This is a genomic window from Streptomyces sp. NPDC026515 (assembly GCF_055567595.1).
Map to the genome: position 1 here is coordinate 303,428 of NZ_JBVHQD010000010.1, position 17,445 is coordinate 320,872.

At 73.2% G+C, this 17,445-nt stretch carries 17 protein-coding genes and 1 riboswitch; of the genes, 10 read left to right on the forward strand and 7 right to left on the reverse strand.

The genetic code is table 11. The features are described from left to right. Positions 1-219: 219 nt before the first annotated feature. The 5 genes from ACZ4O3_RS23055 to ACZ4O3_RS23075 all read left to right on the forward strand — a co-directional run bounded on the left by ACZ4O3_RS23055 (position 220) and on the right by ACZ4O3_RS23075 (position 5,062). A complete protein-coding gene (locus tag ACZ4O3_RS23055; RefSeq protein WP_467723964.1) occupies positions 220-2,067 on the forward strand; it encodes a M1 family aminopeptidase in 1,848 nt (615 codons plus the stop codon). A gap of 146 nt (positions 2,068-2,213) precedes the next feature. Further along, the gene (locus tag ACZ4O3_RS23060; RefSeq protein ID WP_467723965.1) at positions 2,214-2,987 is read left to right on the forward strand and encodes a TMEM175 family protein; all 774 of its coding nucleotides are present in this window, start codon (positions 2,214-2,216) and stop codon (positions 2,985-2,987) included. Between the two features lie 266 nt (positions 2,988-3,253). Beyond that, positions 3,254-3,877 carry a DUF6230 family protein gene (locus tag ACZ4O3_RS23065; protein ID WP_362728458.1) on the forward strand — a complete coding sequence of 208 codons (624 nt, stop codon included), beginning with the start codon at positions 3,254-3,256 and terminating at the stop codon, positions 3,875-3,877. 41 nt (positions 3,878-3,918) lie between these two features. Then, positions 3,919-4,401 carry a DUF6114 domain-containing protein gene (locus ACZ4O3_RS23070; RefSeq protein WP_467723967.1) on the forward strand — a complete coding sequence of 161 codons (483 nt, stop codon included), beginning with the start codon at positions 3,919-3,921 and terminating at the stop codon, positions 4,399-4,401. Next, positions 4,388-5,062 (forward strand): hypothetical protein, encoded by a 675-nt coding sequence (locus ACZ4O3_RS23075; RefSeq protein WP_467723969.1) that lies wholly within the window; start codon positions 4,388-4,390, stop codon positions 5,060-5,062. The genes ACZ4O3_RS23070 and ACZ4O3_RS23075 overlap by 14 nt, the downstream gene beginning before the upstream one ends. A 1-nt stretch (position 5,063) precedes the next feature. Here the strand turns inward: ACZ4O3_RS23075 and ACZ4O3_RS23080 are convergent, their stop codons facing one another. Beyond that, entirely contained in the window at positions 5,064-5,855 is a 792-nt protein-coding gene (locus tag ACZ4O3_RS23080) for a thioesterase family protein (protein WP_467724065.1), read from the reverse strand. 125 nt (positions 5,856-5,980) lie between these two features. After that, positions 5,981-6,685, reverse strand: a complete 705-nt coding sequence (locus tag ACZ4O3_RS23085; RefSeq protein WP_467723970.1) for a GNAT family N-acetyltransferase — start codon at positions 6,683-6,685, stop codon at positions 5,981-5,983. A 258-nt stretch (positions 6,686-6,943) separates the two neighbouring features. Here ACZ4O3_RS23085 and ACZ4O3_RS23090 point away from each other — a divergent pair, with 258 nt between their 5' ends. The 3 genes from ACZ4O3_RS23090 (at position 6,944) to ACZ4O3_RS23100 (ending at position 9,245) form a co-directional block, all read left to right on the forward strand. Further along, on the forward strand, positions 6,944-8,002 hold the full coding sequence (locus ACZ4O3_RS23090) for an enoyl-CoA hydratase/isomerase family protein (RefSeq protein WP_362729313.1): 1,059 nt from the start codon (positions 6,944-6,946) through the stop codon (positions 8,000-8,002). A 72-nt stretch (positions 8,003-8,074) separates the two neighbouring features. Then, positions 8,075-8,213: riboswitch (cobalamin riboswitch) on the forward strand. 36 nt (positions 8,214-8,249) lie between these two features. Then, entirely contained in the window at positions 8,250-8,471 is a 222-nt protein-coding gene (locus ACZ4O3_RS23095) for a CbtB domain-containing protein (protein ID WP_360238136.1), read from the forward strand. A 21-nt stretch (positions 8,472-8,492) separates the two neighbouring features. Continuing rightward, positions 8,493-9,245 carry a CbtA family protein gene (locus ACZ4O3_RS23100; protein WP_467723972.1) on the forward strand — a complete coding sequence of 251 codons (753 nt, stop codon included), beginning with the start codon at positions 8,493-8,495 and terminating at the stop codon, positions 9,243-9,245. 379 nt (positions 9,246-9,624) lie between these two features. Here ACZ4O3_RS23100 and ACZ4O3_RS23105 read toward each other — a convergent pair whose 3' ends face one another. Continuing rightward, positions 9,625-9,792: a hypothetical protein gene (locus ACZ4O3_RS23105; RefSeq protein ID WP_467723974.1), complete on the reverse strand. Its 168-nt coding sequence runs from the start codon at positions 9,790-9,792 to the stop codon at positions 9,625-9,627. 280 nt (positions 9,793-10,072) lie between these two features. Here ACZ4O3_RS23105 and pgm point away from each other — a divergent pair, with 280 nt between their 5' ends. Continuing rightward, on the forward strand, positions 10,073-11,713 hold the full coding sequence (gene pgm, locus ACZ4O3_RS23110; RefSeq protein ID WP_384999427.1) for a phosphoglucomutase (alpha-D-glucose-1,6-bisphosphate-dependent): 1,641 nt from the start codon (positions 10,073-10,075) through the stop codon (positions 11,711-11,713). Positions 11,714-12,179: 466 nt separating this feature from the next. On the opposite strand, the gene ACZ4O3_RS23115 is transcribed toward pgm, so the two are convergent. The 4 genes from ACZ4O3_RS23115 to ACZ4O3_RS23130 all read right to left on the reverse strand — a co-directional run bounded on the left by ACZ4O3_RS23115 (position 12,180) and on the right by ACZ4O3_RS23130 (position 15,954). Continuing rightward, positions 12,180-13,439, reverse strand: a complete 1,260-nt coding sequence (locus ACZ4O3_RS23115) for an RNA polymerase sigma factor (RefSeq protein WP_467723976.1) — start codon at positions 13,437-13,439, stop codon at positions 12,180-12,182. Continuing rightward, a complete protein-coding gene (locus ACZ4O3_RS23120; protein ID WP_362726908.1) occupies positions 13,436-13,777 on the reverse strand; it encodes a YciI family protein in 342 nt (113 codons plus the stop codon). Before ACZ4O3_RS23120 ends, ACZ4O3_RS23115 begins: the two co-directional genes overlap by 4 nt. Further along, positions 13,774-14,520, reverse strand: coding sequence for a nuclear transport factor 2 family protein (locus ACZ4O3_RS23125; RefSeq protein WP_362726905.1), 747 nt, complete (start codon positions 14,518-14,520; stop codon positions 13,774-13,776). The genes ACZ4O3_RS23120 and ACZ4O3_RS23125 overlap by 4 nt, the downstream gene beginning before the upstream one ends. 84 nt (positions 14,521-14,604) lie before the next feature. Continuing rightward, complete coding sequence (locus tag ACZ4O3_RS23130; protein WP_467723978.1) at positions 14,605-15,954, reverse strand: FAD-binding protein; 1,350 nt, start codon at positions 15,952-15,954, stop codon at positions 14,605-14,607. Between the two features lie 224 nt (positions 15,955-16,178). Here ACZ4O3_RS23130 and ACZ4O3_RS23135 point away from each other — a divergent pair, with 224 nt between their 5' ends. Further along, positions 16,179-17,429, forward strand: coding sequence for an acyltransferase family protein (locus ACZ4O3_RS23135; RefSeq protein ID WP_467723980.1), 1,251 nt, complete (start codon positions 16,179-16,181; stop codon positions 17,427-17,429). The last annotated feature ends 16 nt before the right edge of the window (positions 17,430-17,445 follow it).

The following is a 17,445-nucleotide window of genomic DNA, read 5'->3' on the forward strand; positions in this document are numbered from 1 at the left end:
GTCCGTCCCGCGGTCGCCGACCCGGGTGAGCGTGACCCCGGACGACGGCTCCTCCATAACGGTCTCCCCATTGCCTAGTGACATGGCCTGGTCAAATCTGTCAGGCTTCCGACTCGCACCATTCGTAGCGCGTGACCCGAGGCCGCTACCCGGCGCACCCCAGCCGGACGGACGGTCACCGAGCAGGCCGGGACCCCGGCCGCCGTAAAGGAGTTTCGTGTGAGACCGACCCCCCACAAGGCCTTCGCCGTCAGCGCGCTGGCCGTCGCCGCCCTCGCCGCGGCCCTGCTCCCCGGTGCCCCGGCGTCGGCCGCCGGGACGACCGCCGACGCCTGCACGGCGAGTCAGCTGATCACCAACGGCGGTTTCGAGAGCGGGACCTCGCCCTGGACCCAGTCGTCCAGCAGCGTGATCACCAGCCGCTCCGGCCAGTCCGCCCACGGCGGTACCAGCTTCGCCTGGCTGGACGGCACCGGCGGCACCCACACCGACACGCTCTCGCAGAGCGTGACCATACCCTCGGGTTGCTCCGCCACCCTCACCTTCTGGATGCACATCGACACCACCGAGACGACCTCGTCCACCGCGTACGACAAGCTCACGGCGAAGATCGGCAGCACGACCCTGGCGACGTACTCGAACCTGAACAAGGCCACCGGCTACGTCCAGAAGTCCTTCGACGTGTCGGCGTTCGCCGGCCAGACCGTGAACCTCGCCTTCACCGGCACCGAGGACTCCAGCCTCCAGACGAGCTTCGTCCTGGACGACATCGCCCTGGACGCCTCCGGCGGCACCACCCCGCCGGCCGACTCGACGCGCACGCCGGCCGCCCCGTCGTACACCGTCGGTCTCAGCAGCAACACCGCCGGCACCGTCTGGACCGGACACGAGAGCGCGACCTTCACCAACGCCTCGGCCACCCCGCTCACCGAGGTGTACCTGCGGCTGTGGGACAACTACCACGGCACCTGCTCCGCGCCGCCGATCACGGTCACCAATGTCACCGGCGGCACCGCGGGCGCCCTCTCGGTGGCCTGCACGGCCCTCCAGATCGCGCTGCCGACCCCGCTGGCGCAGGGCCAGACGGCCACGATCGGCTTCGACCTGGGGATCACCGTCCCGAGCGGCGCCGACCGGTTCGGCCACGACGGCGCCTTCAACATGATCGGCAACGCGCTGCCGGTCCTCGCCGTCAAGGACGGCTCCGGCTGGCACCTGGACCCGTACACCAACAACGGCGAGTCCTTCTACTCCCTGGCCGCCGACTTCAAGGTGACCCTCGACCACCCGACCACCCTGCTGGTCCCGGCCACCGGCACCTCGGTCGACACCCCCGGCACCAGCGGACGCACGGTCACCACGGCCACCGCGTCCAAGGTCCGCGACTTCGCGTGGGCGGCGGGGCCGTTCACCAAGATCTCGGGCACCTCGACGGCGGGCACCCCGATCAACATCTACTCGGTCTCGGGCATCAGTTCGTCCAGCGCGCAGTCCATGCTCACCACCGCGAAGACCGCTGTCGACGCCCACGCGGGCCGCTTCGGCGCCTACCCGTACGGCGAGTTGGACGCCGTCATCGACAACAACTTCTGGTTCGGCGGCATGGAGTACCCGGGCTTCGTCCTCGACCTGGTCAGCACCACGGCACTCACCCATGAGATCGGCCACCAGTGGTTCTACGGCATCGTCGGCGACGACGAGTACAACAGCCCGTGGCTGGACGAGGCGTTCACCGACTACGCCACCGATCTGGCCCTGGGCAGCACCGGCACGAACTGCTGGAACAGCGTCTCCTGGGCCTCGTCCGCGGAGAACATCACCAACTCGATGGCCTACTGGGACGCCCACTCGTCCCGCTACTCCACCGTCGTCTACGGCTACGGCAAGTGCGCCCTGCACGATCTGCGCCGCACCCTGGGTGACACGGTGATGGCCAAACTCCTGAAGGACTACGCCACGTCGCACTGGTACGGCGTCTCGACCACCGCCGAGTTCAAGGCCGCCGCGCAGGCCGCCACGACCACCGACCTGACGTCGTTCTGGACCACCCACCGCATCATCGGCTGACGCGCACCGTCCCGTGAGCCCGGGTGCGGCACGGCCGTTGGCCAAGGCAGTGCCGTACCCGGGCCGTTTCGCGCTCTCGGCGTACACCGCGGTGTGGTGATCCTTCCGTCGTCCCGTACGCCGAGGAACGCCGTGGTGCCGCCTCCGTGAAGCAACCCCGTCCCTTCGCCCTCCGCCGCGGCGAGGCCTCCGTGGCGCCGGAACGGCCGGCCATGCTCGGCGACGCCGTGTTCGCCGTCACCATCACCCTGCTCGCGCTCGACATCAACGTCCCCGAGGGCCTGTCCGAATCCGAAGTGGCCCACGCGGTGCGGGAGGTGTTCCCGGCGGTCGGCGCGTACCTGCTGAGCTTCGCCGTCATCGGTGTGCTCCGGCTGACCCAGCGCGCGCTGTTCACCCTGATCGCCGAAGTGGACCGCTCCCTGCTCTACCTGTACTTCGCCCTGCTCGCGGTCGTGGCCGCGCTGTCCTTCCCGGCCAAGCTGCCCAGCGAGTACGGCCGGACGGCCACCGCGACGGCCTGCTACTCGGGCGCGATCGCCCTGTCCATCGGCCTCCTGTGGACGATGAACCTGCGGCTGCTCACCGCGCCCGCGCCGGCCGTCCCGGAGGCGGACCCCGGGCGGCTGAGGGCGACGGTCCGCCGCAACCTGCTGCTGTTCCTGGTCTTCGCCACGGCGATCCCGGTGGCCTTCTGGTCACCGGGCCTCGCCGAGTACTGGTGGCTGCTGGCCGTCCCGGTCCGTGCCGTGCACCGCAGGCCCGTGGCGCCGGCCACCGCCACGAGCTACGTGAGCGCCGGCTCCCCGTCCGTGGCGGGCCGTTCGCCGAGAACGCCGGCCCGCGGCTCGGTGGCCCGCGCTGTCCGCGGGGCTCCTGCGAGCCCGTCCACCCAGGCCGGTTCGGCGCGCGGCCGGTGAAGCCGTCCACGGACCGACAGGGGCCGGGCTGCTCCGCGCCATGGGGCTTTGACCCGCATCGTAGGCCCGCAGGCCTGGTCGCACCCCGGACGGCCGCCGCCCCGTCGCCCGAAGGGCGCAGCAGAACTTGCATCACTCGTACGGCGGGCCTGGCGTGCAGCCGGTCGCCCGACCCGGAAGCCTAGGATCCAACAGCGGACAAAAGGGACATCTCTCACTTCGTCCGGAAGGGTGGGGCTGTGACCTCACGACGGTAAGGAGACGGGATGTCGCACCGCGCCGGGAGAACCCGCTGGCGGCTCTTCGGGGTGGTCCTGGTGCCCGCCGTCGCCGCCTGCGCGGCCCTCGGCATCGGCATGGCAGAGGGCGTCCTCGCCGCCTCGTTCCTCGTCTCGGGCCAGAAGTTCCAGGTCACCGCCGACTCCCTGAACGCCCGTGGGGTCAGCCTCTACAGCATGATCGACGTGACCAGGAAGCGCGAACTCATCCCCGTCGTGGTCACCGGCTTCCGGCACGCGACGATCAGCGGCCTGTGCGAGGCCATCACGGTCGACGTTCCGGTGCTGGGCCCCCAGACCCTGCTGATCAGCGGAGGCGACAAGCGGCTGGTACTGGCGTCGGACCTGTTCCTCGACGCCACGGCGGAAGCCGTCGCGCAGGCGAACTTCACCGGACTCGACATCGGTGTCGCCCAGGGCGCCATCTCCAAGGGCCCGGTCCGGTCCGGAGACCGGGACTCCCGGTTCTTCAACCCGGACGGCGTCGGGCTCCAGTCCACGTCGGTCACCCTGACGGACGTACGGGTGAACGCGGTCGCGGTGTCCGCCGGCACCTTCAACATCCCGGGTCTGCGGATCCGCATCGAAGCGGGCGAGCACTCATGCCCCTGACCCGGCGGACGGTGACATCACTGATCAGGACGGGGCGCGTGATGATCGGCCCCTTCGGCAGGCCGGGTGAACTGGTCTCCGCCGCACCGGAGTTCCGCCACAGGTTCCGCACCTGGCGCGGCGAACGGCCCTTTTGGGCCGGGCTGTTCACCTTCACCGCCGGACTGCCCATCCTCTACTGGCCCTTCGCGAGACTGGACCTGGCCGGGATCCCGCTCGCCCTGTCGACCACATCGGGTGCGGGCGCCCTGGTGATCGGAACCCTGCTCCTGGTCCTGGGGATCGCCCTGTGCTGCCGTCCCCACCTCCGGGTCTTCGCCGGTATCGCCACCCTCCTGCTCGCGATCCTCTCCTTTCCCGTCGCGAACTTCGGCGGCCTCTTCCTCGGCGTCGCCTCCGGCCTGATCGGCGGCTCCCTGGCCTGCGCCTGGTTGCCGCCCGCGGCCGAGGGACAGCCGACACCGCCGGACGACGGCGCGACCACCGCCGTCGCGGCACCGGAGGGCCGACGTGGCGGCCGCTGACGACCGCACCGGCCGGCCCGTGCCCACCGGCGGGCCCGGCCGCCCGCGCCGCGCGGGCACGACCCGTTCCGTCCTGGCCCGGGCGCTCCGGCCGCTCGCCTGCGCGATGGCCGTGACCTGCCTGTCCCTGTACCCGGCGGTGAGCGGCTCCACGGCGCCCGCCGACGCATCGCGGCCCGGTGCGCCGCCCCGCACCGGCAGGGGCACCCTGGTGCTGCGTGCCGACCGTCTCGTGCTGCGTGGCGCCAGGTTCCACGGGACGGCCACGGTGCACACCGCCACGGGGAGCGTCCGGACGCTCCGGCTCACCGTACGGTCGCTGGACGCCGTCGATCTCGACCTGACGGCCGGGCGGGGCCGCGCGGCGCTGCGCCTGCGGGCCAGACCGGAGACGACCGCCACGGTCAGGGGCCTGGGAGCGGACGGCGTGGTCACGCTCTACGTACGCAAGCTGTCCGGCCGGGTCACGGGCCTCGGCGGCGGCCGGCTCCCGGCGCACCGTACCGTCACCGTCACGCCGGGCGCCGTACCCCGCTGGCTCGCGCACCCCGCCACCCGGACCCGCACGATCACCCTCGTCTCCGCGACCGTCACCCAGGTCGTGCAGCGCGGCGGCCGGCTGTCCATCAAGGGCGCCCAGCTGCGCGCCGCGGCCAGGTGACCTAGTGCCCCGTCAGCGGCCGGACCGTCAGGATCTGTGAGGCGTGTCCGACCGGGCCGTCCACGTCGTGCAGGACGGTCCTGGTGAGACCCTGCCCGGTGGGGCCGAAGGTGACCCTGGTGTCCAACCCCGTCCAGATGCCCCGGGGCTGACGGTGGAGGTGGACGGTCAGATCGACGTTCGGGAACATCCACTCGCCGGGCGGCTGCCGCACCGCGATGCCGTTGGCGGTGTCGACCAGGGTGAGGTACGAGGCGAGCGGGCTGACCGGAACGCCGGCGACCAGCTCCACCGGCGAGGAGATCCAGGCCGCCGTACGGCCCGGGCGCCGCGGTCCGACCGGGCGGATCTCCACGGAGTCGATGTAGCCGCCGGGCCAGAGCTCGGCGGCCGGCCACGGGGCGAGGGAGTCCGGCGGGACGAGACGGTCGTCGGGGCCGCCGGCGACCGCGGCGGTGTCGAGTTCCGCCAGGTACCAGGCGCGGGCCCGCAGGACCGAGCGGCCGGAGATCCGTACGACCGCTTCGAGGAGCTCGATGGTCCGCCCCGGACGGACGGTCTCCACCTCGATCTCGCACTCGTCCAGGGCCAGGCGGCCGAGGATGTCGTAGCTGATCCGGGACAGCAGCAGACCGTCGTCCGCTCCCGCGGCCCGGTACTGGTCGAGGGCGTGCACGACGAGCCCCGACAACGGACTGAAGTGCTGTTCGTCCGGGGCCCAGGCCCCGCCCGCGTGCGGGGTCGGCTTGTAACGGTGGCCGCCGACGGCCTCGAAGTAACTGCCCTGGGACACGGTCGGGATGGACAACGGACGCCTCTCCTCGCGGGGTGTGCACCTCGGACGCTAGCGGTATCCGCGCCCGCGCGGCGGGTGAGAAAGTGCACAGTGCACCTAAGTGGCCGAGGGCCGGGGAGGCGTCACGGGGTGCGGAAGCCGCGGAAGGTCACGGGCCTGCGGCTCTCGAAGCCGAGCCGTTCGTAGAGTGCGAGCGCGCGGGTGTTCGACTCGGCCGCGTGCAGGAAGGGACGCTCGCCCCGGGACAGGACGCGTGCCACGAGGGTGCTCACCAGGCGGGCGGCATGGCCCTGGCCGCGGGCCTCGGGGGCGGTGCAGACGGCGCTGATCTCGGTCCAGCCCGGCGGCCTGAGCCGTTCGCCGGCCATGGCCACCAGCACGCCCCCGTCGCGGATGCCGAGGTAGCTGCCGAGTTCACGGGTGCGCGGCCGGAACGGCCCCGGTTCGGTCCTGGCGACGAGCGCGAGCATCTCGGGGACGTCGGCCGCGTTCAGTTCGACCAGGTCGCCACCGCCCGGGACGAGGGCCGGTGCGGGCCGGCCGGTGCCGGGCCAGACCAGCTGCCGGCCTTCGAGGACGAAGACCGGCTCCCAGTCCGGCGGTGGCGGCGCCGGGCAGTTGAACATGTCGGCGAACGCGCCCGGGCCGAGCAGTTCGGCCAGATCGGTCCAGTCCTCGGGCCCGGGATCGGCGGACACCGACGAGAAGGTCGCGACGTCCGGCTGATAGGTCGCGGCCCGGCCGAGGCGGCGGCCCAGATGCGCGTGGCGGCCGCTCAGGGACGCGCCCACCGGGTCGTCGAGCACGACGGTCCCCTCGCTCGTCATCGTGGAGCCTCCCTTCGTGCCGGTGTCCGTGCCGCCGATGATCGTAACCAGCGTGCGCGGGGCGGGAGACGGGAGTCCCGCGGAGGTGCCCGAGGGCGGCCCCCTCGGGCGGGGTCCGCGGGTGCCGTGCCGGTGCGCGGCGGCCGCACGCGTACGGTATCGGGAGGACCAACCGTGGCCTGCGGGTCCACCGGATCCCGGAAGGAACAACGAGATCATGCGCGTCGACCTGGCCCGCGGCCGCACGGAGGCCTCCGGATGAGCGACGTCCTGCTCCACGTCGCCGGCCGGGCGGCCCACATCACCCTCGACCGGCCGAAGGCGCTCAACGCCCTCACCCACGCCATGGTGCTCGACATCGCCGAGGCGCTCACCGAGTGGGAGCACGACCCGGCCGTGGAGACGGTCGTCATCACCGGCGCCGGAGAACGCGGCCTGTGCGCGGGCGGTGACATCCGGGCCATCCACGACGACGCCCGCGACGGCGACGGCAGCGCCTCCGCCGCGTTCTGGCGCGACGAGTACCGCCTCAACGCCCGGATCGCCCGCTACCCGAAGCCGTACGTCGCCGTGATGGACGGCATCGTCATGGGTGGCGGCGTCGGCGTCTCCGCGCACGGCAGCGTCCGGATCGCCACCGAGCGTTCCCGGATCGCCATGCCGGAGACGGGCATCGGCTTCGTCCCCGACGTCGGCGGCACGTACCTGCTCGCCCTCGCCCCCGGTGAACTGGGCACCCACCTCGCCCTGACGGGGAGGCAGATCGGCGCCGCCGACGCCCTGTTGTGCGGGCTGGCCGACCACTGCGTGCCCTCGGACAGGATCGAGCGGCTGATCGACGACCTCGCCGAGCGGCCGGTGCGCGACGCGCTCGCCGGGCACGTGCGAACGGCGCCGGAGGGCGAACTGGCCCGCCGGCGCGCGTGGATCGACGCCTGCTACGCCGCCGACACGGTCGAGGAGATCGTCCGCCGCCTGCTCGCCCACGGCGACCCGGCCGCGAAGGAGGCGGCGCGGACCCTGCTGTCGAGGTCGCCGACAGCCCTGAAGGTCACCCTGGCCGCGCTGCGCGGGGCCCGTCGGCTCGGTTCGCTGGAGCGCGTCCTCGACCAGGAGTACCGCGTCTCCTGCGCCGCCCTGTCCGCTGCCGACCTGGTGGAGGGCATCCGCGCCCAGGTCATCGACAAGGACCGCGACCCGCGCTGGTCCCCGGCCACGCTCGCCGAGGTCACCGACGCCGAGGTGGCCCGCTTCTTCGCTCCGCTCGGCGAGCGCGAACTGGGACTCGCCGGCCCCGCCGGGTTCCGCCGCCGCTGACCCGGCGGGCCCGGAACGGACCGCCGGACGCGAGATGAAGATCACGGCTGGTGGGGCGGTCTTGGCCGTGCCCCTGACACGCGGTACGGTCGGTCCGATATCGACGACGGCAGAACGGAAGCCGGTGCAAGTCCGGCACGGTCGCGCCACTGTATGCGAGAGCCCCCGGGATCTCGTGAGTCAGACCCGTAGCCGTCGTCCAGTGCTCCACCGAGATGGGACGCGAACTCCCAGAGGAGGTTCTGCCATGGCGCAGACCGTCGCGCAGCCGACAGCCACCACCCCCGTCGTTCCCGCCAAGCTGCCGCTGAGCGCGATAGCTCCCTGGGCGGTCTTCTTCGGCGTCCTCATGCTCGTCCTGCTCTACTTCGTCGGCGCCGAGCAGGGCGCCACCTCCGTGTTCAGCGGTACCGACGTCCACGAGTGGGTGCACGACGCCCGCCACCTCCTCGGCTTCCCCTGCCACTGACGCGAGGGACGCCGCACGCTCATGAACTCCGCAACGGTAAGAAACCTCCTGGTGCGGGGCATGCTCGCCGGCCTCGCGGCCGGTCTGCTCGCCCTGGTCGTCGCCTATCTCCTCGGTGAGCCGAACGTCGACAAGGCGATCAGCTTCGAGGACGCCCACGCGCACGAGCACGAGATGGAGGTCGTCTCCCGCTCCCTGCAGTCCACCGCGGGCCTGGCCACCGGTGTGCTGGTGTACGGGGTCGCCTTCGGCGGTATCGCCGCCCTCGCCTACTGCTTCGCCCTGGGGCGCGTCGGCCGCTTCTCGCCACGGGCGACGGCACTGCTGCTGTCCGGCTGCGCGCTGCTCACCGTGTACGTGGTGCCCTTCCTGAAATACCCGGCCAACCCGCCGTCGGTGGGCGACCCGGACACCATCGGCAAGCGGACCACGCTGTACTTCCTGATGATGGTGCTCAGCGTGCTGCTGGCGGTCGCCGCCACCATCCTCGGCAAGCGGCTGCAGCCGGGCCTCGGCACCTGGTGGGCGACCATGGCCGCGGTGGCCGCGTTCGCCGTGGTCGTCGGACTCGCCTACCAGTTCCTGCCGGCCATCAACGAGGTGCCGAGGGACTTCCCGGCCACCCTGCTGTGGCGGTTCCGGATCTCGGCACTGGCCGTCCAGCTGGTGCTGTGGGGCGGATTCGGCCTGCTCTTCGGTGAGTTGGCGGATCGGCAGCTCAACCCAAGGCCGGCGAAGGCCCCGGCCGGGCGGACGGTTCCCGCCGCTCACTGAACGATTCACGTCACGCGAGGGCCCTTCGGAACCATCCGGGGGCCCTCTCGCCTTCTGCGGGCACCGCGACCGATCAGGCAGGGACGGGCAGGACGAGGAGCGGAGGACCCGAGTGGCCGGACACCCCCGGCCACGCCGCATCAGCCTCCGCGGCCAGAGCAGCTCCTGAGCGAGCTGGAGACCCTGGTCGGCTGGCGGACCGTCACGATCCGGACTGCCGGGAGCTGACCGGCCGGGCCGCGCCGGAGTGCCGGTCCGCTTCGGGCACGGCAGCCGCGCCTCAGGCCGAGTGCCTGCGCTGCGTGAGGGCCGGCCTGCTTTGCCGCCACCGCGTCCCGGCCGCCTCACGCCCGCCGGCGGGGGACACCGCGGCCCGGAGTCAGAGCCCGCGGGGGCCGGACCGCTCCGCCCGGGTGGTCGCCAGGTAGGCGCGCACCAGCGCCTGCCCCGTCCGGCAACGCGCGGGCCGGCAGTCGGGGCAGCTCCGCACATGGTTCAGATAGGTGTCGTAGCGATCCTGAGCGGCGGGCGCGAGGGAGTTCTCCACGGGTGCTGCCTCTCGTGAGTGCCCCGGGGGCGCGGGAGTTGACCGATGTTCAGTATGTCGCCCCGGAGGCCTTCCGGAACGTCCGCCGCGCCCGTCGGGGAGCCGTTCGGCCGACCGCCCGGCCGCCGCGGCACGAACGCCGTATCCTGCGGGCCGTGAACCAGCCGTGAACCCGCTGTGTCTTCGGGGCCGACGCCGGTCCCGCACTCGCGTCCGCCGCCCCTGACAAGGAAAGATGGGCCTCCAGCGATCGATCAACGACTGCGGAGGAAGTGGACTCATGCCGCATGAGCGAGCGGGCCGGCCGGCGGCTCCGGAGGACCTCGTCGACGTGGCCCGGCTGGTCACGGCCTACTACGCACGGCACCCGGACCCGGCCGACCCGGCCCAGCGGGTGGCGTTCGGCACCTCGGGGCACCGCGGGTCGTCACTGGCGACCGCGTTCAACGAGGACCACATCGCGGCCACCAGCCAGGCCATCTGCGAGTACCGGAGCGGCCAGGGCACCGACGGTCCCCTCTTCCTGGGCGCCGACACGCACGCCCTGTCCGAGCCCGCGAAGGTCACCGCCCTGGAGGTGTTCGCCGCCAACGGCGTCACCGTCCTGGTCGACAGCGCCGACGGCTACACGCCGACCCCCGCCGTCTCGCACGCCATCCTCACCCACAACCGCGGCCGCGCGACCGGCCTCGCGGACGGCGTCGTGGTCACCCCCTCGCACAACCCGCCCGCCGACGGCGGCTTCAAGTACAACCCGCCCAGCGGCGGCCCCGCCGCCTCCGACGCCACCTCCTGGATCCAGGACCGCGCCAACCGGATCATCGCCGACGGGATGAAGGACGTACAGCGCCTGCCCTACGAGCGCGCCCTCGCCGCGCCCACCACCGGCCGGTACGACTTCATGGGCGTGTACGTCGACGACCTGCCCAGCGTCCTCGACCTCGACGCCGTCCGGGCGTCCGGGCTGCGCATCGGCGCCGACCCGCTCGGCGGTGCCTCCGTCGACTACTGGGGCCGCATCGCCGAACGGCACAGTCTCGACCTCACCGTGGTCAACCCGTACACCGACCCGACCTGGCGGTTCATGACGCTGGACTGGGACGGCAAGATCCGCATGGACTGCTCCTCGCCGTACGCGATGGCCTCGCTGATCGAGAAGCGGGACGAGTTCCGGGTCGCCACCGGTAACGACGCGGACGCCGACCGGCACGGCATCGTCACCCGCGACGCCGGTCTGATGAATCCCAACCACTACCTGGCCGTCGCCATCTCCTACCTCTACCGCCACCGCGAGCAGTGGGCTCCGGGCGCGGGCATCGGCAAGACCCTCGTCTCCTCCTCGATGATCGACCGGGTCGCCGCCGACCTCGGCCGGCGGCTGGCCGAAGTGCCCGTCGGGTTCAAGTGGTTCGTGGACGGGCTGATCAGCGGTGAGATCGGGTTCGGCGGCGAGGAGTCGGCCGGCGCCTCCTTCCTGCGCCGGGACGGCTCGGTGTGGACCACCGACAAGGACGGCATCCTGCTCGCCCTGCTCGCCTCCGAGATCACGGCCGTGACGGACAAGACCCCGTCCGAGCACTACGCGGACCTGACGGCCCGGTTCGGCGAGCCCGCCTACGCCCGTATCGACGCTCCGGCGACCCGCGAGGAGAAGGCCCTGCTCGCCAAGCTCTCCCCGGCCCAGGTCACGGCCGAGACGCTGGCCGGTGAACCGGTCACCGGGGTCCTCACCGAGGCGCCGGGCAACGGCGCGGCCATCGGCGGCATCAAGGTGACCACGGAGAACGCCTGGTTCGCGGCCCGCCCGTCCGGCACGGAGGACGTGTACAAGATCTACGCCGAGTCCTTCCAGGGCCCCGACCACCTGGCCCGGGTACAGGAGGAGGCCAAGGCGGTCGTGATGGCCGCGCTCGGCGGCTGACGCCCGGCTGCGGAGGCGACGGAGGGCCGGACCGGCCGCGCCGTCGCCTCCGTTACCCGCCGTGGATCGGCCGGGTGCTGTGGCGGACCGTCGGCCGCCGCCAGTACGCGGCCCGCCGCCGCGCCATGCGCGCGCCGCTGGACGGGGAGTAGCCCGGTGACCGTACTCGACTCCGCCGCGCTCGCGGTCCTGGACGCCCACCGCACCTGCGAGTTCGTCACCCTGGGCCGGGACGGCACCCCCTGGCGTGGCCGGCGGCCGTGCGGCGCCGCCCGGACGGAACCCTGCTGTCGAGCACGTCCCTGGCGTTCGCTCAGAAGGCGCTCAGCATCCGCGGGGACGGGCCACCGACCGCCGTCCGCGCCGGCGCGGTCCGCCCCGGCCTCGGGTGCGATGGCAGGAGTTCAGGGAACTGCCGCAGGACGCGAAGCGGCGCGGCCGGCGCGGTCGTGGCGCCCGGTGGTGCCTACCCGGCCCGGCACTCCATGAGCCTTTTCTCCAGGAACCTCCGCTCGGCCGTGTTCTCCACCAGTTCCAGGGCCCGTTCGTAGGACGCGGCCGCCTCGCCGCCGCGCCCCATGCGGCGCAGCAGGTCGGCGCGGGTCGCCGGCAGCAGGTGGTAACCGGCCAGGTCGTCCGTCGCCTCCAGCTCCGCCACCAGGGCGAGGCCCGCCTCACCGCCCTCGGCCATGCCCACGGCGACCGCGCGGTTGAGCCGGACCACGGCCGAGGGGACGTACCGCTCGAGTTCGCCGTACAGACCGGCGACGTCCGCCCAGTCGGTGTCGGCGGCGGTCGCCGCGGTGGCGTGGCAGGCCGCGATCGCCGCCTGGATCTGGTACGGGCCGGGGCGGCCGCGACGCAGCGCGCCCTCCAGGAGCGCGGTGCCCTCGTCGATCTCGGCGCGGTCCCACGCCGTGCGGTCCTGGTCCTCCAGGGTCAGCAGGTCGCCTGCCGCGTCCACCCGGGTGTCCCGGCGGGCGTCGTGCAGCAGCAGGAGCGCGAGCAGCCCGACGACCTCCGGCTCGTCGGGCATCAGCCGGGCCAGCAGCCGGGCCAGCCGGACGGCCTCGGCGCACAGCCCGGCCCGCGTCAGGCCGTCGCCGGCCGTCGCCGCGTACCCCTCGTTGAACAGCAGGTAGAGCACGGCGAGGACGCCCGTCGTGCGGTCGGGCAGCAGATGCGCCGGCGGCACCCGGTACGGGATGCCGGCGTTGCGGATCTTCCGCTTGGCGCGCACCAGCCGCTGCGCCATCGTCGCCTCGGGGACGAGGAACGCGCGGGCGATCTCCGGCGTGGTCAGCCCGGCGAGGGTGCGCAGGGTCAGGGCGACCCGGGCCTCGATGGGCAGCGCCGGATGGCAGCAGGTGAAGATCAGCCGCAGCCGGTCGTCGGCCACACCGCTGTCGTCGCCCTCGTGATCCGGATCGCAGGGTCCCTCGTCCCGCGCCAGCACGGCCGCCTCCCGCAGCTTCGCCGCCCCCACCGCCTCCCTGCGCAGCACGTCCAGGGCGCGGTTGCGGGCGGTCGTGGTCAGCCAGGCGCCCGGGCGGCGCGGCACTCCGTCGTGCCGCCACCGCACGAGCGCCTGGGCGAAGGCGTCCTGCGCGCATTCCTCGGCGAGGTCCCAGTCGCCGGTCACCCGGATCAGGGTGGCGACGACCTGGGACCACTCCTCGCTGAAGGCGGCGGCGACGGCCTTCTCGACGTCGTCCGTGACACTCACTCCCAGACCGGCCGCACCTCGACCGAGCCGCCGGCGAGTGCCGCCGGGTGCCGGGAGGCGAGCGCGATGGCCTCGTCGAGGTCGGCGACCTCGATGATGTCGAGGCCCGCCACGTACTCCTTGGTCTCGGCGAACGGGCCGTCGCTCAGCAGCACGTCGTCACCCCGCACGCGCACGGTGGTCGCGTCGGCGGCGGGCCGCAGCCGGGCGCCGCCCTTGACGACGTCACGGCTGCGGACCTCGTGGATGTACGAGGTGAAGCGCGGGTCCTCGGCGATCTCGGCGGGGCTGAGCTCCTCGCCGCCTACGGGCGTGCAGATGAACAGGACGTACCTCATGACCACTCCTTCCCGGCCGTCTCCGCCGGCGGCACCGATACGTGCTCGTGGGCGATCAGCCAGCTGAAACCGGTGTCCCGGTAGCCGGTGGTGACGCGCACCGTCCGGTCCAGGCGCTCCCCGGTCGGGCGGGTGCCGCGGATCCGGACGAGGGCGTGGCTGAACGCGCTGCCCTCCCCGGGCCGCACCCGCAGGTCCAGCACCTCGCGGTGGACCGGCCCGTCGAGCGCCGCGAACCACCCCTCGGCCGCCTTGCGGAACGCGGCGATCCCCGACCGCCCCTGCACGTCACCGGGCGCGAAGGCCTCCAGATCGGGCGCGTAGCAGGCCGTGAGCCGCTCGACGTCCCGCTCGCGGAAGGCCTCGGTCAGCTCGGTGTCGAGAGCGCGGATCGCCGTCTCGGCGTCCTCGGCGAACCCCTCGTCCCAGAACGGCCGCACCTCCAAGGCCCCGATGGTGGCCACGGGGTGCCCGGCCGCGATCCGTACGGCCTCCTCCAGGCTGTCGCAGTCGACGACGTCGAATCCGGCGACGTACTCCTTCGTCTCCGCGAACGGACCGTCGGTCCGCAGCACCTCACCGTCGCGGACGCGTACGGTGACCGCCGTGTCGGGCAGTTGCAGCCGGTGGCCGTAGAGCCGGGCCCCGCGCCGGACACCGTGCTCCTCCACCCAGGGCTCGACCGGCGCCATCCCGGTGGCGTCGGCGGTGTCGTCGCCGCAGACCAGCAGCATGTACTTCATCGTTCCTCCCGGTCCTCAAGAGCTTCTTACACCCCACCGACGAACGGCGCCGCGCGGAATCGACACCCCGGCGGACCGAGATGCTCAGGGCACCATCCCGTGGCCCCGGCCGAGGATGCCGTGCGGGTCGTGGACGGCCTTGGCCCGGACCAGGGCGTCCCACTGGCCGCCGTAGTGCTCCCGCCAGTCGGCCGGGGTCATCGCCAGCGCGTTGACCGGATAGGCGACGGCGCCCCTCGCCCGCGCGTACTCGTACGCGGTGCGGTTGGCGGCCACCATCGGGCCGGCCGCGCCCGGGGTGGCGGCCGTGCGCAGCAGGGCGAACAGGAGGACGACCTCGCCACGCGGGCGGCGGAACAGCGGGGCCCGCAGGGCGCGGGTGAGCAGGGGATACAGCAGGACCACGCCGTTCTCCCGCAGATCACGGAAGCCGGGGTCGGCGAGGACGCCGGACACGACGGACGCGGCGGTGTCCTCGGGGAGCAGCAGGTTCAGCCAGGGGTGCGGGTACAGCCACTCGCCGGTCGCGCGCAGCAACTCCTCGTCGGCGGCGACCCGGTGGGCGAACTCGGCGTATCCGAGGTCGGTGATCTCGGCCGAGTCGAAGGCGAGGCCGGCGAGCAGGCTCCGGTCCTCGGGCGGGGTCGGGCCCTGGTGGGCGGCGACGGCCTCGACCAGGTAGTGCCAGCCGCCCGTGGTGTCCTCGACCGGGCGGGCCTGGCCTTCGAGGTAGTCGAAACGCCGGTCGGTCGCGAGCAGGTGCTGGTCGGCCAGGTAGGCGTCGAGACCGGGGTAGTGCAGGCAGTAGCGGCGCACCGTCGCGGGGGCGGGGGAGAGCCGGAGCGTGGCCCGGACGATCACGGCGACCTGTGCCAGGCCGCCGAGGACCGCGTCGAAGAGGGCGCCCTGCCGGTCCGGCGAGCAGACCAGGTGCTCACCGGCTCCGGTCACCACCTCCAGCTCCAGGACCGAGTCCGCGACCAGACCGTGGCGGTGACTCGCGCCGCCCAGGCCGCCCACGCTGAGCACACCGCCCACGCCGGCGCCGAGGTAGTCGGTGAGGACGGGAGGCGCCAGCCCGTACGGCAGGGTCGCCGCCAGCACGTCCCGCCACAGCGCCCCGGCCTCCACCGACACCCGGTCGCCGGTGACCGGGCCGACCGCGCCCAGCGCGGACAGGTCCAGGACGATCCCGCCCGGTGCCTGCCCCTGGCCGTGCAGGGAGTGACCGCCGGCCCGCGCGGCCACCGGGATCCCGCGCGGCCCCGCGTACCGCAGCGCGTCCGCGATCTCGGCCGCGGACCGGGGCCGCAGCACGCCCAGGGGCGGCAGGCACACCAGGTGACCGAAATCGTCGGCCGCCGCCCGGAGGACTTCCGGGCGGGTGTCGAGCGACTTCCCGGCTTGCGCGGAGATTCGGTCCGGCGACGTCACGCGGCACGCTCCCAGAAGGCATCGGTCGGCACGGGCGGAACCATCTTCGGGCCGGCGGTCCGGCGGACGTGTGAGGTTTCCCGCATGGACGCCGGGGCGTCATGGCAGGTTTACTTCGCGGGATTCCGGAGAGCAGCGTGACCGGAGTACCGCCCGGGTACCGCCGCCGTGCACCGCCCCCGTGCGGAGCCCCGTGCACGGCCCCCCCTCGCTCCCGTGAGCGCATGTTGTGTGAGAGGTGTTCTGGTCTGTCCGGCTCCCGCGAGACAGCAGCCACAGTCGACGCGCCGCCCGCCGGCGCGGCGGACGCGGCCCGGACCCGGGTCCCGCCACCCCGCCCGGCCCCGCGGCACGGCCCGGCCGCCCGGAACGGACCGCCCCCCGCCCGGCGCGACGCCTACTTCGACAACGCCAAGTACCTGGCGATCGTCCTCGTGGCCGTGGGGCACGCCTGGGAGCCGCTGCGCTCGGACAGCCGTACCGTCACCGCGTTCTACACGTTCGTCTACGCCTTCCACATGCCGGCGTTCGTCATCATCTCCGGCTACTTCTCCCGCCGCTTCGACGCCGGCCCCGCCCGCATCAAGCGGCTGGTCACCGGGGTCGCGGTGCCCTACGTGGTGTTCGAGGTCGCCTACACCCTCTTCACCCGGTGGAGCGACCACGCCCCCGACCGTGAGATCAGCCTGCTGGATCCGCTGTACCTGACCTGGTTCCTGGCGGCCCTGTTCATCTGGCGGCTGACGACGCCGATCTGGCGGCTCGTGCGGTGGCCGCTGCCCCTCGCGCTCGCCGTCGCCGCGCTGGCGAGCCTCACGCCGTCCATCGGCAGCGACTTCGACCTGCAGCGGGCCCTGCAGTTCCTGCCGTACTTCGTGCTCGGCCTGTGCCTGCGGCCGGAGCACTTCCGCCTGCTGCGCCGGTGGAGCGTGCGCCTGTGGGCCGTCCCCGTCGCCCTGTGCGCCCTCGCCGTCGCGTACTGGTCGGCGCCGCACCTGGGCTACCGCTGGTTCTTCCACAGGGACAGCGCCCAGCAGCTCGGCCTGCCCGCCTGGTACGGGCCCGTCATGACCCTCGCCGTCTTCGGCTGCTCCCTGGTGCTGGCCGCCTGCTTCCTCGCCTGGGTGCCGGGCCGCCGCACCTGGTTCACCGCCCTCGGCGCCGGCACGCTCTACGGCTACCTGCTGCACGGCTTCGTCGCACAGAGCGCCAAGCCCGCCCACTGGTACGGCCCGTCCTGGATGCACGGCCCACTGGGCGCCGTGACGGCCACCCTCGTCGCCGCCGCGGTGGTGACCCTGCTGTGCACACCGCCGGTGCGCCGGGTCTTCCGGTTCGTACTGGAGCCCGGGATGGAGTGGGCGTTCCGGGCGCAGACGGGACACCGGGAAGGGCGACAGGAGGGACGGGGGGAGGAGCGCCCCGTCCAGGACGGCCGGCGAAACGCCGCCGGGGTGCTTCCCGCAGAGCGCTGAAGCGGCAAATATGCCG